The organism is Nocardia sp. NPDC049190 (assembly GCF_040648115.1).
GTDB lineage: Bacteria > Actinomycetota > Actinomycetes > Mycobacteriales > Mycobacteriaceae > Nocardia.
The window spans coordinates 57,812-72,132 of sequence record NZ_JBEZDE010000010.1 but is presented as its reverse complement, the minus strand read 5'-3'; the positions used below and the strand labels follow the sequence as shown (position 1 = coordinate 72,132).

The following is a 14,321-nucleotide window of genomic DNA, read 5'->3' as shown; positions in this document are numbered from 1 at the left end:
TACAAGCCGACAGTTCAGCGACCTCCGCGCCCCCGGTGCGACGAAATCAGCCGACCGGAGTCGACGCGGCACGACGAACCGGCCGCAGCCGTCACCGTAGCGTGCGCAACGCGGCTTCGTCGCGCGCGACGACCGCGCCACCGTCGGCGGTCAGCACGATCGGGCGCTGGATCAGCGTCGGATGTTCGACCATTGCCGCCACCCACCGGTCCCGGTCGGCGGCGGCGCGTCCCCAGTTCGCCATATCCAGATCCTTGGCGATCCGCTCGCCGGTACGGACGATGTCCCAGGGTTCGGCGCCGAGCCTGCGCAGCACGTCGCGAAGCTCAGCGGCGGTCGGCGGCTCGTCGATGTACTTCCGCACCGAGTACTCGATGCCCGCGTCGTCCAGGAACGCGGTCGCGGTGCGGCTCTTGGAACACCGTGGGTTGTGCCAGATCTCGGTCTGCCCAGAGGTCATGCACCAGGATACCGAGGGCGAAACGACTGTCGGGCCACCCTGGGTCGAGCCGTTCGCCACAAAGATCGGCATTCCGGCTCGTCGGCCCCGCTCATCCCAGCGGGATCGTGAAGTCCCACGGCCCCGGATCGAGCAGGAACCCTGCCATCGGGTCGATCGGGTCCTGCCAGAGAAGTTGCGGCACAGACACATTCAGTGCCCGGCAGGACGGATCGAGACGAGGACCGCACGCGAAGTCCAGCACGATCCTGGCGCCGTCGCTGTCTGCCCGTGACTCCATGAAAAGGTAGGAGCCGCCCCGATCGTCGGTCAGACGCATCCCGGTCTCCGGAAAACCCGAGCGGAAATGCCGCGTCCGGCCAGGTGGGTCATCCCAGGTTTCGGGTTCCAACGGAGAGCGGTAGTCCGGATGATCCCGCGCCAAGTCCACCTGCGCCCTGATCCGGAATCCGTCGTCGAACAATTCGAGTGAGAAGATCGTTACGGCCACCCCGGCGCGATGTCGGGTCAGCCCGGCCGCCACCACCCGGTCGAAAACATACAGCCGCGGCGCCGGCATCGGGTCGTCGGCTGTCGCGATCAGCTCGGCGCGCGCGACGTCGTCCACTTCGGCGGTATACCGACCTGCCCCGGCGATGGCCGCCTCCACCGTGCTCGCACACTGGTCACACGCAGACAAGGACCGCAGTAGCCCGACATCATCGGGATGTCCACCACAGAACCGACAGGAGTTCGCTGAATTGGGCCCGGCTGAATGCGCAATCACCCGACAAGTATCAGCCCACGGCCTACTCCCAGCCGAGAGACTGATGCGGTCTTTCGTCGAGCTGTCCGCGGCCGCCGGCTGGCAACGCCGATGTGTCGCACGACCCTGGGTATTGCTGTGTGCCGCCTCTCCACAGCGGGATGAGTTCAGCGATGTGATCGGTGACCGGGCCGCCAGGCGCGCGGGGTCCAGGCCGGCAAGATTTCACCGGTTCGGCGCCCCGAGCGCCGCGACAACACAGGACAGTCAGCTCGTGAAGCCGTCAGCAACCTCCAGCACTTCGTCGATGATTGCCACACCGGTGCGCAGTTCGTCCGCGGTGGTGGTCAGCGGCGGCGCGATCTGAAAACGATTGCCCGCATTGAACGGCCACAACCCGCGATCCTTCGCCGCGGCGGTGACCGCGGCCATCGGCGCGGCCGCCGCGCCCGCCGCGGCGAACGGGACGAGCGGTTCCCTGGTGGCGGGGTCACGGACCAGTTCCAGGGCCCAGAAGAAGCCGAGCCCGCGCACCTCGCCGACACTCGGATGCCGGGCAGCCAACTCTTGCAACCCCTTTCCGAGCACATCGGCGCCCACCGAGCGAACGTGGTCGAGAATGCCGTCGCGCTCGAAAACCTCGATCGAGGCAACGCCGGCCGCGCAGGCCAGCGGATGCCCGGCATACGTGAGACCACCCGGATACACCGTGTGGTCGTAGCGCTCAGCGATCTTTTCCGCGATGAGCACGCCGCCGAGCGGGACATAGCCGGAGTTCACGCCCTTGGCGAACGTGATCAGATCAGGTGCGACGTCGAAAGCCTGGACCGCGAACCACTCACCCACCCTGCCGAAACCGACCATCACCTCATCGGCGATGTACACGATGCCGAACTCGTCGCACAGCGCGCGCACACCGGCCAGATAGCCGGGCGGGGGAACAAGCACGCCGTTGGTGCCGACCACCGTCTCCAGGATCAGCCCCGCGATGTGCTGCGGGCCTTCCAATTCGATCACCTGTCGCAGATGGGCCAGCGCGGCGGCGGTCTCCTCCTCGGGGGTCGCCGTGGCCCACGGCGATCGGTAGGGATACGGTCCGAAGAATCGCACCACGTCGACATTGGTCGGCTCCGCGCCCCAGCGGCGGGGTTCGCCGGTGAGGCCGATCGCGACACCCGTACCACCGTGGTAAGAGCGATACGCTGCGAGCATCTTCGTGCGCCCGGTATAACTGCGGGCCAGCCGCACCGCGTGCTCGACCGCCTCTGCGCCACCGGTGGTGAACAGAATCCGATTCAACTCGCCGGGTGCGCGCTCGACGATCAGCCGGGCCAGCTCGCTACGTGCCTCGTTGCCGACGGTCGGCGAGATGGTGCTGAGCCGCTGTGCCTGCGCCACGATCGCCGCGACGACGTCCGGTTGCTGGTGACCGATGTTGACGTTCACCAACTGGGAGGAGAAGTCGAGATAGCGCTTGCCGGTCGCGTCCCAGAAGTACGAGCCGGATGCCCCGGTGATCGGCACTGGGTTCACCTCGGCCTGGACACTCCAGGGATAGAAAACGTGATCGGCCACGCTACTTACCACCTTCTGTCAAGGTCACCTGTTGCGGCGGGTAACCGGCCCCGGTGACATCGTTTCCGCCGGACTTCGAGAGGTCCAGCGCCTTGGTAACGTACCCGCTGGTGCAGGCGCCGTCCGGGGTCCTGCCACGGCAGCCGCGCCTTTCCATGCCGCGCCGCGCAGGGTTCCGATAGACGACGGGCCAGCTGCCGCCGCGGCTCAATCGACCGCCTCGGTGGCGATCACCGGCTGGGCCAGGCACGGCAGCACCGATTCGCCGTACGCCTCCAGCGTCGCGGTTTTCGCGTCGTGCTGGAGATAGACGGCGAACTGGTCGACACCGAGCTGCTCCAGCTCGCGCAGCCGGGCCAGCTGGTCGTCGGGTGTGCCGAGCAGGCAGAAGCGGTCCACGATGGCGTCGGGCACGAACTCGGCATGCACGTTGCCCGCACGACCGTGCTGGTTGTAGTCGTAGCCCTGTCTGCCCTGGATGTAATCGGTGAGCGCGGCCGGAATATCGGTGCCGGTACCGTATTTCGCCACGATGTCCGCGACGTGGTTGCCGACCATCGCCCCGAACCACCGGCACTGCTGCCTGGCGTGTGCCAGCATCGCGTCCGATCCGTCGGTGACGTATGCCGGTGCAGCGGTGCAGATCCGGACCGTCGCCGGGTCGCGGCCTACGCGTTCGGCGGCTGCCCGCACCCGCGCTATGGTCCACGCCGTGATGTCCGGATCGGCCAATTGCAGAATGAATCCATCGGCCACCGCACCGGCGAGATCGAGAACACGGGGTCCGTAGCCCGCCACCCACACCTCCAGCCTGGACTCGGCTGCCCACGGCAGACGAACGACGGAATCACCTACCCGCGCGCTGCGACCGTTGCCGAGTTCCCGGATCACCTCGACTGATTCCCGCAGCGTGGCCAGGGTGGCGGGTTTACCGCCGAGAGTCCGCACGGCCGAGTCGCCGCGGCCGATTCCGCACAGGGTGCGATTTCCGAACATGTCGTTGAGCGTGGCGAAGGTCGACGCGGTGACCGTCCAGTCGCGCGTGGTCGGGTTGGTCACCATCGGGCCGACCACAACCTTGCGGGTTGCGGCCAGGATCTGGCTATGGATGACATAGGGCTCCTGCCAGAGCAGATGCGAGTCGAACGTCCAGACGTGCGAGAATCCATGTGTCTCCGCGAGTCTGGCCAGCTCGACCACACGCGCGGCGGGAGGCGTGCATTGCAGCACCACACCGATGTCCATGCGGCACTCTCCGTTCGTGGGTCGGAATCCGTCGTCAGATCAGGTTCTGCGATAGGTCGCGTGCGACGAACCGGCCGTGCCCGGCGCTACCGTTGTAGGCGCCGGCGTCGACGATCACCCGGCCGCGGGACAGCACCGTGTCGACGTGGCCATCGACCTCGAATCCTTCGTAGGCCGAATAGTCCATGTTCATGTGGTGGGTCTTGCCGACCCCGATGCTGGTATGGCCGGCCGGGTCGTAGATCACGATGTCGGCGTCCGCGCCGGGGCTGATCACACCCTTGCGCGGATACATGCCGAACATCCGCGCGGGCGTGGTGCAGCAGACCTCCACCCAGCGCTCCAGCGAGATCTTCCCGGTCTTGACGCCCTGGAACAGCAGATCCATTCGATGCTCGACACCACCGATCCCGTTGGGGATCTTGCTGAAATCGCCCAGACCCAGCTGCTTCTGATCCTTCATGCAGAACGGGCAATGGTCGGTGCTCACGGCCGTGACGTCGCCGGTGCGCAGGTAGCGCCACAGCTCGTCCTGGTGCCCTTCCGCCCTGGATCGCAGCGGTGTCGAGCACACCCACTTCGCGCCCTCGAAACCCGGTGCGCCCAATTGCTCTTCGAGTGACAGGTACAGATACTGCGGACAGGTTTCGCCGAACACGTTCTGGCCGTGGTCGCGAGCAGTGGCGATCTGCGCGAGCGCCTGCTTGGCCGAGACATGCACGACATACAGTGGCGCGTCCGTCAGATGAGCCAGCATGATCGCCCGATGGGTGGCTTCCTCCTCCATCTGCCACGGCCTGGTCGTGCCGTGGAAGTACGGAGCGGTGTCGCCGCGCGCGAGCGCCTGCTCGACCAGCACGTCGATGGCGATCCCGTTCTCGGCATGCATCATCACCAGCGCGCCCAGCTCACCGGCGGTCTGCATGGCCCGCAGGATCTGGCCGTCGGTGGAGTAGAAGACGCCGGGGTAGGCCATGAACAGTTTGAAGCTCGTGACCCCCTCGGACACCAATTCGCTCATCCCCTTCAGGGATTCGTCGTCGACCTCGCCGATGATCTGGTGGAAGCCGTAGTCGATCGCGCACCTACCCGCAGCTTTCCGATGCCACGCGCCCAGGGTGTCCTGGACCCGCTCCCCTGGTTTCTGAACGACGAAATCGACGATGGTCGTGGTGCCGCCCCAGGCGGCGGCGCGAGTGCCGGTTTCGAAGGTATCGGACGCTTCGGTGCCGCCGAAAGGCATCTGCATATGGGTGTGGCCGTCCACGCCGCCAGGGATGACGTACTTACCGGTCGCGTCGATCACAACCTCGGCGGAGGCAGCGAGGTCCGCACCGAGAGCAGCGCTGCCGGGGTGCAGGACTGCGACGACGGTCTCGCCGTCGACCAACACGTCGAGCGACTGCGATCCGGTAGCCGAGACCACCGTGCCGCCATGGATGAATGTGCGCGTCATCTCGATCCCACCTATGTCTCAGGGTGCCACCATGGGCCCATACGCGTCGGGGCGGCGATCGCGGTAGAAGGCCCAACGGTCACGAACCACCTTGATCAGATCCATGTCCAGGTCGCGGATCACCAGCTCGGGGCCGGTGTCCGAGGCGACATCGCCGACGAACGCGCCCTCCGGGTCGACGAAGTAGCTGGTGCCGTAGAAATCGTCGGCGCCGTACTCCTCGATACCGACCCGGTTGATCGCGCCGATGAAATACTCGTTGGCCACCGCCGCGGCCGGCTGTTCCAACTTCCACAGATATCCGGACAGGCCGCGCGAGGTCGCGGAGGGGTTGAACACGATCTCCGCGCCGGCCAGGCCCAGTGCGCGCCAGCCCTCGGGAAAGTGTCGGTCGTAGCAGATATAGACGCCGATCTTGCCGACCGCGGTGTCGAACACCGGCCAGCCCATGTTTCCCGGGCGGAAGTAGAACTTCTCCCAGAACCCGTCGACGTGCGGTATGTGGTGCTTGCGGTACTTGCCGAGATAGCTGCCGTCGGCATCGAGGACCGCCGCGGTGTTGTAGAGCAGACCGGGTTGTTCCTGCTCGTAGACCGGCAGAACCATGACGAGGCCCAATTCCTGCGCCAGCGCCGCGAATCGCTCCGTTGTCGGCCCCGGCACGGATTCGGCGTAGTCGTAGAACTTCGAGTCCTGCACCTGACAGAAGTACGGACCATAGAAAAGTTCCTGGAAGCAGACCACCTTCGCGCCCTGCGCGGCGGCCTGACGGGCGTAGGCCTCGTGCGCCGCGATCATGGACTCTTTATCACCCGTCCAGTTCGTCTGGACGAGCGCCGCTCGAACGATTCCCATGCCTTGTTATACGTCACCGAGAATCGGTTCGGTTGCGTTACAAGATTGCGAAACCAGTTTCGACCATGGGTCGATCAGGATTCGCACCCGACGGCCGACGTGGATCGGCGCGGTGTATACCTGCGACCGTCCCGCACACAGCAGCGGCTCGTCCGCGTCCCCCGATCCTTTCCCGTCGACCGACCGCGCGGCACCGACCCGACTTGCTGCCGACCGCGACGGTGCGGTGCGGTCGGTCGAGATCGGGACCGAGCGGCGATGCCGAAGCCGGCTACCTGGGCGCGGCGTTCTTCCCGAACTCGGCGCGAGGTGCCGGGCGGACCGACCGTTCCGCCGAACAGCTCACCGTGTTCGACGGTGAGCGCGACCCGGTGGACTCCCTGGTCGCCGCGCGCTTCGCCGTTAGCACCGCAGCACAGTCGATCACGCACGCCTTTCCGCCGTATCTCCGTCTACTCGCGCGCACGGGACCTCCGGCCGGACCGGCGCCTCTTGCACGAATCCGGTGTGGTTCCACCGGGTCTCGCGCACGCTGCCGGCAAATATGCCGTTACCCCTGTGATCCCGTCTCCGCAAGTGGGCGATTTCCGCGTCGGGCATTGGCACTCGACCGCCGACATCGACTGGCTCACCGCAGAACTCGTCGTCACCACCCCACCGCCCGACCTACCACCGACTCCGCCCGCACGCCCGCCGCCCGTCCTCCGCCGAGTTATATGACAATCGGACCGTACGGCCACGCTCGGCGAGGCGAGATGGAATGATTCGCGTCGCATCGTCCGGTGCGCAACCCGATTGAAGGAGATTTCTAGCGGTGAGCAGCGAAGTGCATGTGCGACAACTCGACAGCGATCGGCATGTGAAACGCCTCGGCGTACCGTGGCGGATGCTGCGGGTCCTCGGCGTCTTGGCGGTCGGCGCGACGCTGGTGGCGTCCGCGGCGGGCGCCGTCTCAGCGAACCCGGGGACTCTGCGGGAGCAGGCGCCTGCCACCTGCGCCGCGCCGACCGCCGGCCAACCGAACGGCAAGCAATGGACCGCCGAGCCCGGTGTGACGATCGATGGCAGTGCCGGATACACGGCAACCCTGACGACCACCTGTGGCACCGTGACGATCGCCTTGGACGCGGCACACGCGCCACGCACGGTCAACTCGTTCGTGTTTCTGGCCGGTGAGCAATACTTCGACCACACGAAGTGCCATCGGATGACCACCGAGGGGATCTATGTCCTGCAGTGTGGTGACCCGACCGCGACCGGCACCGGCGGCCCCGGCTATCGCTTCCCCGACGAGAACCTGACGGGCGCCACCTATCCGGCGGGCACGGTCGCGATGGCCAACTCGGGCCCCGACACCAACGGCAGTCAGTTCTTCCTGGTCTACCAGAACACCCAGCTGCCGCCCAACTACACCCCGTTCGGGCGGGTCACCGCGGGCTTGGACGTGCTCGCGTCGATCGCCGCCGCGGGCGTCAAGGACGGCTCGGGTGACGGCGAACCCGCTGTCGACGTCGTTCTCGATTCTGTTGCCGCCGTGCGCAACTGACCGCTCCGAGTACCTGGTGGCGGCGCCTCGTTCGGCGCCGCCACCGCTGCTTCGGCAGGATCGGCAGGATCGGCGAGGACGTGTGGCGCCGGACCGAACCTGCGCTGTCACAACCCCTGTTCGCACCGCGATTGCCTGATCCGAGCAACGCGCCCGACCATCACGCGTGGTGAACGAACCAGACATCGGAACAGAGGAGGACACCAGCCCCGATCGACGGCTCGCGGCGGGTCAGGGCACCGCGACCTTGCGACGGATGACCAGCGCGACGACCGGCTCCACGACACGGTTGGCAACCGGGCCGAGGATCGCCATCAGCAGTACATATGTGGTGGCCAACGCGGCGAATTCGGCGGGAACGGCGCCCGCGGAGACCGCAAGGCCCGCGATGACGATCGAGAACTCACCATGGGCGACCAGGGCGGTGCCGGCACGTGCCCGGCCGTAACGGCCCGCGCCGGCCTGCTTGGCCGCCCACCAACCCGTGGCGACCTTGGTCGCGGTGGTCACGACCGCCAGCAGGCACGCCCAGCCCAGCACCGGCGGAATGCTGACCGGGTCGGTGCTCAAGCCGAACAGTACGAAGAACAGCGCGGCGAACAGGTCGCGCAGCGGTTCCAGGATCTTGGTGGCGTTGTGCGCGGTCGAGTCCGAGATGGCGATGCCGAGCAGAAACGCGCCCACCGCCGCGGACACTTGCACCGCGGAGGCGACCCCGGCCACCAACAACGCGGAGCCGAGCAGCTTCAACAGGAATATCTCCCGGTCCTCGCTGTCGACGATCGCGGAGACATAGCGGCCGTAGCGCAGCGCGACGATCAGCACGACCGTCACCGCGACCAGCGCGATCGCCAGCGTCTTCAATCCGGCGAAAAAGCCGACGCCCGCCAGCACGGCGGTCAGTACCGGCAGATAACCCGCCATCACCAGGTCTTCGAACACCAAGATGGACAGGACCACCGGTGTCTCCCGGTTGCCGAGCCTGCCCAGATCGTTGAGCACCTTCGCGACGATGCCCGAGGAGGAGATATAGGTGACACCGGCCATGGCGATGGCGCCGGTGAGACCCCAGCCGAGCCCGAAGGCGACCAGCACGCCCGGTGTGGCGTTGAGCACGACGTCGACAACGCCCGCGGCCCACGACCGGCGCATCCCGGTGACCAGTTCCGACGCGCTGTATTCCAAGCCGAGCAGCAAGAGCAGCAGTACGACGCCGATCTCGCTGGCCAGGTGAATGAACTCGTCGACCTGCCGCAGCTCCACGAGGCCGCCGGTGCCGAACACCAGTCCGCCCACCAGGTACAGCGGAATCGGCGACAAACCGATGCGCGCGGCGATCCGACCGAGCAGGCCTAGGCCGAAAAACACCGCGCCCAGTTGCACCAGCGCGAGCGCGGTCTCCTGTGCCACCATCGCCGATCAGCCGTCTAACAGGATCTTGGCGGCGGCCTCCAGGCCCTCCGCGGTACCGACAACGACGAGCACGTCACCTGCGGTGAACGTGAAATCCGGCCCCGGCGAAGGGATCGGCTGCCCACCGCGGACCACCGCGACGATGGACGCTTTCGTACGCGTGCGTATCTGGGTTTCGCCGAGCATCCGCCCTTCGTAGCGGGACCGGTCGGGGATGGATAACTGACGCGTTGTCAGCCCGGTGAACTCGCGGTGTTCCTCACGCAGCTGCTCGACCAGCTGCGGTGCACCGAGCAGGTTGGCCAGCACGGCCGCCTCCTTGCCCGACAGAGGTACCTGCTCGGTCTCGTCGGGGTGGTCGGTCTTGCTCACGATCAGGTCCATGGTGCCGTCGCGGTGATCGATCACTCCGATTCGGCGCCGTGCGTCGGTCAACGGGAAGTCCTTACGCACACCGATACCCGGCAGGGGTGTCACCTCAACGTTCATCGCCCCACCCTAGCCATCGTGCGTCCGCGACCTGCGACAGGGTGACCGAATTGTCCGCATTCGGTCCACTTTTCCGCACGACACTCCGACTACGCGAGATGGACCGGGGTTTGCCGCCCGTGGTAAGAGAGTGACGTGTCCCGTACATCGAGCCGCCACTTCGACGTCACCTCCGTCCGCCGATCCGGCCACGCGCTGCGGGTCCGGTGACCGTCGCCCGTGCGGTACTCCGGTTGCGACGATCGGCAATGGTCGTCTCGCCCGCGGCAGCGCCGGGCGGGACCGCGGATGCCTACCGGCACGATCTGGATGGGCTGCGCGGAGTGGCGATCGCGCTGGTCGTCGCGTTCCACGTCTGGTTCGGGCGGGTCTCGGGCGGGGTGGATGTCTTCCTGGTACTCACCGGTTTCTTCTTCACCCGCTCGTTGCTGAGCGGCGCGGAGTCGCACGGTGCGGTGCGAATCGCGCCCACCACGCGCAGGCTCGCCCGCAGACTGCTTCCTGCCCTGGTGACGGTGTTGGCCGCGGTGGCGACGGCGACCGTACTGTTGCGCCCCTTCACGCAGTGGACCGAGATCGCCGCGCAGACGCTGGCATCGCTGCTGTATTACCAGAATTGGCGTCTGGCGCTGTCCTGGTCGGACTACCTGGCCGCCGATCCTTCGGTGAGCCCGCTGCAACACCTCTGGTCGATGGCGGTGCAAGGGCAGTTCTATCTGGTCGCGCTGCTGGGTGTGGCATTGGTAGCGGGCGTGTGCGGGCGTGTGGCCGGCCCCGGAGCACTCCGGCCGGTTCTGGCGATCATCCTCACCGTGCTCGCGGTGGCCTCGTTCGGTTACGCCGCGCACGGCACTTCGATACATCAGGGCTGGAACTACTACGACAGCGTCGCGCGCGCATGGGAGCTACTGGCCGGAGCGCTGCTCGCGGTCACAGCGCCGTGGCTGTCCGCGCCACGTTTCGTACGCTTGCTGTCGGCGGTCCTCGGCGCGACCGCGGTGTTGACGTGCGGCTGGCTGATCGACGGCGCCGACGCGTTCCCAGGCCCGGCGGCGCTGCTCCCGGTGGGAGCCGCGGTGTTGTTGATTGTGGCGGGGAACAATCTCCCCCAGGCCGAGCAGCCGCTGCCCAACCGGCTACTGGGTACATCCGTCGCGGTGCGTCTCGGCGAATTGGCCTACGCGTTGTACCTGTGGCACTGGCCGGTCCTCATCTTCGTTCTCGCGGAGGTCCGGTCGGCCGCCGCCGGATTCGTCGGCGGTCTCGGCGTCGTCGCCGCGGCACTGGTGCTGGCCTATCTGACGAACCGGTTCATCGAGGAACCGCTGCGGGGCCGGCGGGCCGCACGATCCCTCATCGAGGCGCCGGTCCACCATCGCCGCACCGGCCAGGTGGTCGCGGCGCTCGGCCTCGCGGTACTCACGGTGTCGGTCGGCGCGCAGGTCGTGACGCTGGCGAATCCGCCGAAGGCGACGGCCTCGCTCGACCCGATCCATTATCCCGGCGCGGAAGCGCTGGTCGGCGGCGCGCACACCCCTAAGGCCCGGACCCGGCCGACCGTGTACGAGGCGCCCGCCGACCTCGCGTACCCGGCCCGGGACGGCTGTATCGCAGATTGGGACACCCGCGACGTGATCACCTGCTCCTACGGGGACGTGAACGCCGAGCACACCATGGCGGTAGTGGGCAGCTCGCACGCCGAGCACTGGGTTCCCGCCCTCGATGTCCTAGGGCACGAGCACAGCTTTCGCATCGACGTATACCTCAAGATGGGTTGCCCACTCACGGTGGCCGCGGAGCCCACGTACAAGGGCGAGGCCATTCCGGACTGTCGAGACTGGTCGGTCGAGGTGATCGATCGCCTCGGCGTCGACCGGCCGGAGTGGGTGTTCACCACCGCGACCCGCCCACGCGACGACCTCGGCGACGAAACCCCGGCCGATTATCTGGACGTGTGGAACCAACTGGCCGAACGTGGACTCAACGTGCTGGCGATTCGTGACACGCCGTGGCTGCGCCGCGACGGTGTTCGATACCGGGCGATCGACTGCCTTGCCCAGCAGGGTGACCGGATCAGCTGCGGCATGTCGCGTGCGGCGGCCCTGAACACGATCAATCCGGCACTGGAGTCGGCCGCCGCGTTCCCCAACGTGTTTCCGTTGGATCTGAGCGACGCGGTCTGCGAACACGACGTATGCGCGGTCACCGAAGGCAACATTCTGATTTATCACGACGAGCACCACCTCACCGCCAGCTATTCGCGGTCGCTGGCACCGGAACTCGGCAGACAGTTGTCCCCGATCCTGGGCTGGTGGTGAGGCGCCAGCACCCGATCAGCCCATCCGCAGCAGGTCCGGCCACACTTGGGACCACGGTGCACGCGGCCGCGCGCAGCGCCAGATGGTGACATCGCGGGTGACGCCAGGGAAGCCGAGTCGGGCATCCGCATGCCCGACCGGCATCACATCGGCGCAGTGCCGCCGCACATCCGGCTCGTCACCACCAACCCACAGGACCGTGGTGGCCGAGTCCGGCGGCGTGCCGAAGTAGCCGAACCCCCGGTTGGGGCTGTACACGGCGGGAAGGCCGAACCTTGCGCGATGTAGGTCCAATGCGCTCGCCTGCCAGTAGGAATCGGCGATCACGATGACAGTTGCCCGTTCCGACTCCGGCAGCGCACGGTAGATATCAGCCGTCGCCGCCACGAGTTCCGACCAACCGAAACGGCCGTAGAGCGCGATCTCCAACCCGGCCTCGGCCTGCGTATCGACCGGCTCGATATCGACTTCTGGACGTAGCGGCAGCGCGTACACCAGCAGCAACGCAGACAATACGACCAGCGGGACAGTCGCGACCTTGCGGGGGCGGCGCCAGCTGTTCGTCCAGGCCACCGCACCCACCGCGATCAGCGCCGCATAGCAGCCCGCCGCGTAGTACGGGCGTCCATCAGTAACGAGGAAAGCCACAGCGAGCACGAGTGGTAGCAAGCCGAGAAACCGATATGTCCGCCAGGATTCGGATCGCAACAGCGTCCATATCCCGTAGACCAGCAACAGACCGCCGAGTAGTCCGGCCGATGCGAGCGCCAGCGGCAGCCAGGTGTAGCGGCCACCGATCGTGGCTTGTTCCGCGGCGACCACACTTCCCAGACGCAGCTGCGGCCAGCCGTGCGTCGCCTGCCAGACCAGACTGGGCGCCGCGGTAACGACGACCAGCGCCGCACCCCACCACAGCATCGGGCGACGCAGCAGCTCCCGCGGCCCGTATGCGGTCACGCTGATCACGAGTGCGATCCAGAAGAACGGAATCAGCCATTTGACCTGCATGTCCAGTGCCGTGACCGCTCCGGAGACCAGCAGTAGGCTGTCGCGACGCGTGCGAACCCAGCGAACGACCAGCCAGCTCACGACCACCCACAGCGCCGTGTCGATCGTGTTGGTGGCCAGTTGATCACCCTGCACCAGCAGGAACGGCGAGGTGGCGTACGCGCCCGCGGCAAGAACCTGCGCAGTACGGCCTCCACCGAATTCCCTGGCGATCTGCGCGGTGATCACCACCGCGGCCACGGTGACCAATGCGGCCGGAAGTCGTTGCGCTACTAGTGAATTCGGGGCTACGAGATCCATCAGGCGAGAGATCGCGGGCAGCAACGGCCCTTGGTCGGCGTAGCTGACCGCCAGTCTGCGCCCGGCGGCGACGAAATACAGCTCGTCACCGAAGAATCCGTACCGTGCGATCGAGACCGCCAGCGCCACCGTGGCGAGCGCCGCCACCACGCCGACGCCGCCGAAGGCGAAATGGGGCACCGATCCCCGGGTGTCCCCAGCACGCCGGTCCGAGCCCAGAACCTCAATCATCGCCACCCCACTGTCGTGTCGCCCTGTCGAACACTCTGCATAAGTGCACTGCGTACGCATCCAGCGCGAAATCCGGCTCCCGCACCGCCCGCCCGGCCGCGCCGTCGATGGCATCGCGAATCGACTTCGCCATCAGCAGCGGATCGAACTCCCCGAACTCCCCCGTACGCCGGCCTTCGGTCATTATGTCGACCAACGGCACGATGATGTCGCGTTCCCCGTCGGTGGAGGAAAATTTCGGCTTACCTTCCGCGTCACGCAGGTTCGTCACCACTTCGATGAGCGCGGTCACGTAAGCGGAGTTCGCGGCGATGAACGCCAGATTCGAGTCGATGTACGCCAGCAGACGGTCACGCGCTGCTCCTGCCGCACCGACCCGCGGCGCAACGTATTCCGTCGCCGCGACATACAGCTGGATCACCAGCTGCGTCATCAGATCGTCCTTGCCGGCGAAGTGGTAGGAGATGACCCCCTTGGAGATCCCCGCGCGTTCGGCGATCCGCGCCAACGACGCGTTGCCGTAGCCGACCTCGGAGATCACCTCCACGGCCGAGGCGATGATCTGCCTGCGGCGGGCCTCCTCGATAAAAGAGGCTCTTCGACCGCCCGTACTGGTTTCTGGCCGCACGGCCAAATTTTAGCACAATCGGCCACATCGGCTCCGACACAGCCGAAGGGCC

General features: G+C 66.8%; 12 protein-coding genes. 2 read left to right on the top strand and 10 right to left on the bottom strand.

Annotated elements, in window-relative coordinates; all coding sequences use genetic code 11:
* Positions 1–91 precede the first annotated feature (91 nt).
* The 6 genes from AB0B25_RS11485 to AB0B25_RS11460 form a co-directional block, all read right to left on the bottom strand.
* Positions 92–460 (bottom strand): arsenate reductase family protein, encoded by a 369-nt coding sequence (locus AB0B25_RS11485; RefSeq protein ID WP_357177158.1) that lies wholly within the window; start codon positions 458–460, stop codon positions 92–94.
* Between the two features lie 91 nt (positions 461–551).
* Positions 552–1,067, bottom strand: a complete 516-nt coding sequence (locus AB0B25_RS11480; RefSeq protein WP_357177156.1) for a hypothetical protein — start codon at positions 1,065–1,067, stop codon at positions 552–554.
* A 405-nt stretch (positions 1,068–1,472) separates the two neighbouring features.
* Entirely contained in the window at positions 1,473–2,780 is a 1,308-nt protein-coding gene (locus AB0B25_RS11475; protein ID WP_357177154.1) for an aspartate aminotransferase family protein, read from the bottom strand.
* A gap of 207 nt (positions 2,781–2,987) precedes the next feature.
* Positions 2,988–4,025 carry a TIGR03842 family LLM class F420-dependent oxidoreductase gene (locus AB0B25_RS11470; protein ID WP_357177152.1) on the bottom strand — a complete coding sequence of 346 codons (1,038 nt, stop codon included), beginning with the start codon at positions 4,023–4,025 and terminating at the stop codon, positions 2,988–2,990.
* Positions 4,026–4,059: 34 nt separating this feature from the next.
* Positions 4,060–5,481: a dihydropyrimidinase gene (gene hydA / locus AB0B25_RS11465; protein WP_357177150.1), complete on the bottom strand. Its 1,422-nt coding sequence runs from the start codon at positions 5,479–5,481 to the stop codon at positions 4,060–4,062.
* Between the two features lie 18 nt (positions 5,482–5,499).
* A complete protein-coding gene (locus tag AB0B25_RS11460; protein ID WP_357177149.1) occupies positions 5,500–6,336 on the bottom strand; it encodes a nitrilase-related carbon-nitrogen hydrolase in 837 nt (278 codons plus the stop codon).
* 814 nt (positions 6,337–7,150) lie between these two features.
* Between AB0B25_RS11460 and AB0B25_RS11455 the strand changes: the two genes are divergently transcribed.
* Entirely contained in the window at positions 7,151–7,882 is a 732-nt protein-coding gene (locus AB0B25_RS11455; RefSeq protein WP_357177147.1) for a peptidylprolyl isomerase, read from the top strand.
* A 231-nt stretch (positions 7,883–8,113) separates the two neighbouring features.
* On the opposite strand, the gene AB0B25_RS11450 is transcribed toward AB0B25_RS11455, so the two are convergent.
* The gene (locus AB0B25_RS11450; protein WP_357177145.1) at positions 8,114–9,295 is read right to left on the bottom strand and encodes a cation:proton antiporter; all 1,182 of its coding nucleotides are present in this window, start codon (positions 9,293–9,295) and stop codon (positions 8,114–8,116) included.
* 6 nt (positions 9,296–9,301) lie between these two features.
* Positions 9,302–9,784, bottom strand: a complete 483-nt coding sequence (locus AB0B25_RS11445) for a TrkA C-terminal domain-containing protein (RefSeq protein ID WP_357177143.1) — start codon at positions 9,782–9,784, stop codon at positions 9,302–9,304.
* Between the two features lie 248 nt (positions 9,785–10,032).
* Here AB0B25_RS11445 and AB0B25_RS11440 point away from each other — a divergent pair, with 248 nt between their 5' ends.
* A complete protein-coding gene (locus tag AB0B25_RS11440; protein WP_357177141.1) occupies positions 10,033–12,102 on the top strand; it encodes an acyltransferase family protein in 2,070 nt (689 codons plus the stop codon).
* A gap of 15 nt (positions 12,103–12,117) precedes the next feature.
* On the opposite strand, the gene AB0B25_RS11435 is transcribed toward AB0B25_RS11440, so the two are convergent.
* Entirely contained in the window at positions 12,118–13,641 is a 1,524-nt protein-coding gene (locus AB0B25_RS11435) for a glycosyltransferase family 39 protein (RefSeq protein ID WP_357177139.1), read from the bottom strand.
* Positions 13,634–14,269, bottom strand: coding sequence for a TetR family transcriptional regulator (locus AB0B25_RS11430; protein WP_357177137.1), 636 nt, complete (start codon positions 14,267–14,269; stop codon positions 13,634–13,636). Before AB0B25_RS11430 ends, AB0B25_RS11435 begins: the two co-directional genes overlap by 8 nt.
* Between the last annotated feature and the right edge of the window lie 52 nt (positions 14,270–14,321).

Coding starts and splice junctions, on each gene's coding strand:
- AB0B25_RS11485 (WP_357177158.1), bottom strand. CDS start 460: ATGACCTCTGGGCAGACCGAGATCTGGCACAACCCACGGTGTTCCAAG.
- AB0B25_RS11470 (WP_357177152.1), bottom strand. CDS start 4,025: ATGGACATCGGTGTGGTGCTGCAATGCACGCCTCCCGCCGCGCGTGTG.
- hydA (WP_357177150.1), bottom strand. CDS start 5,481: ATGACGCGCACATTCATCCATGGCGGCACGGTGGTCTCGGCTACCGGA.
- AB0B25_RS11460 (WP_357177149.1), bottom strand. CDS start 6,336: ATGGGAATCGTTCGAGCGGCGCTCGTCCAGACGAACTGGACGGGTGAT.
- AB0B25_RS11450 (WP_357177145.1), bottom strand. CDS start 9,295: ATGGTGGCACAGGAGACCGCGCTCGCGCTGGTGCAACTGGGCGCGGTG.
- AB0B25_RS11445 (WP_357177143.1), bottom strand. CDS start 9,784: ATGAACGTTGAGGTGACACCCCTGCCGGGTATCGGTGTGCGTAAGGAC.
- AB0B25_RS11440 (WP_357177141.1), top strand. CDS start 10,033: ATGGTCGTCTCGCCCGCGGCAGCGCCGGGCGGGACCGCGGATGCCTAC.
- AB0B25_RS11435 (WP_357177139.1), bottom strand. CDS start 13,641: ATGATTGAGGTTCTGGGCTCGGACCGGCGTGCTGGGGACACCCGGGGA.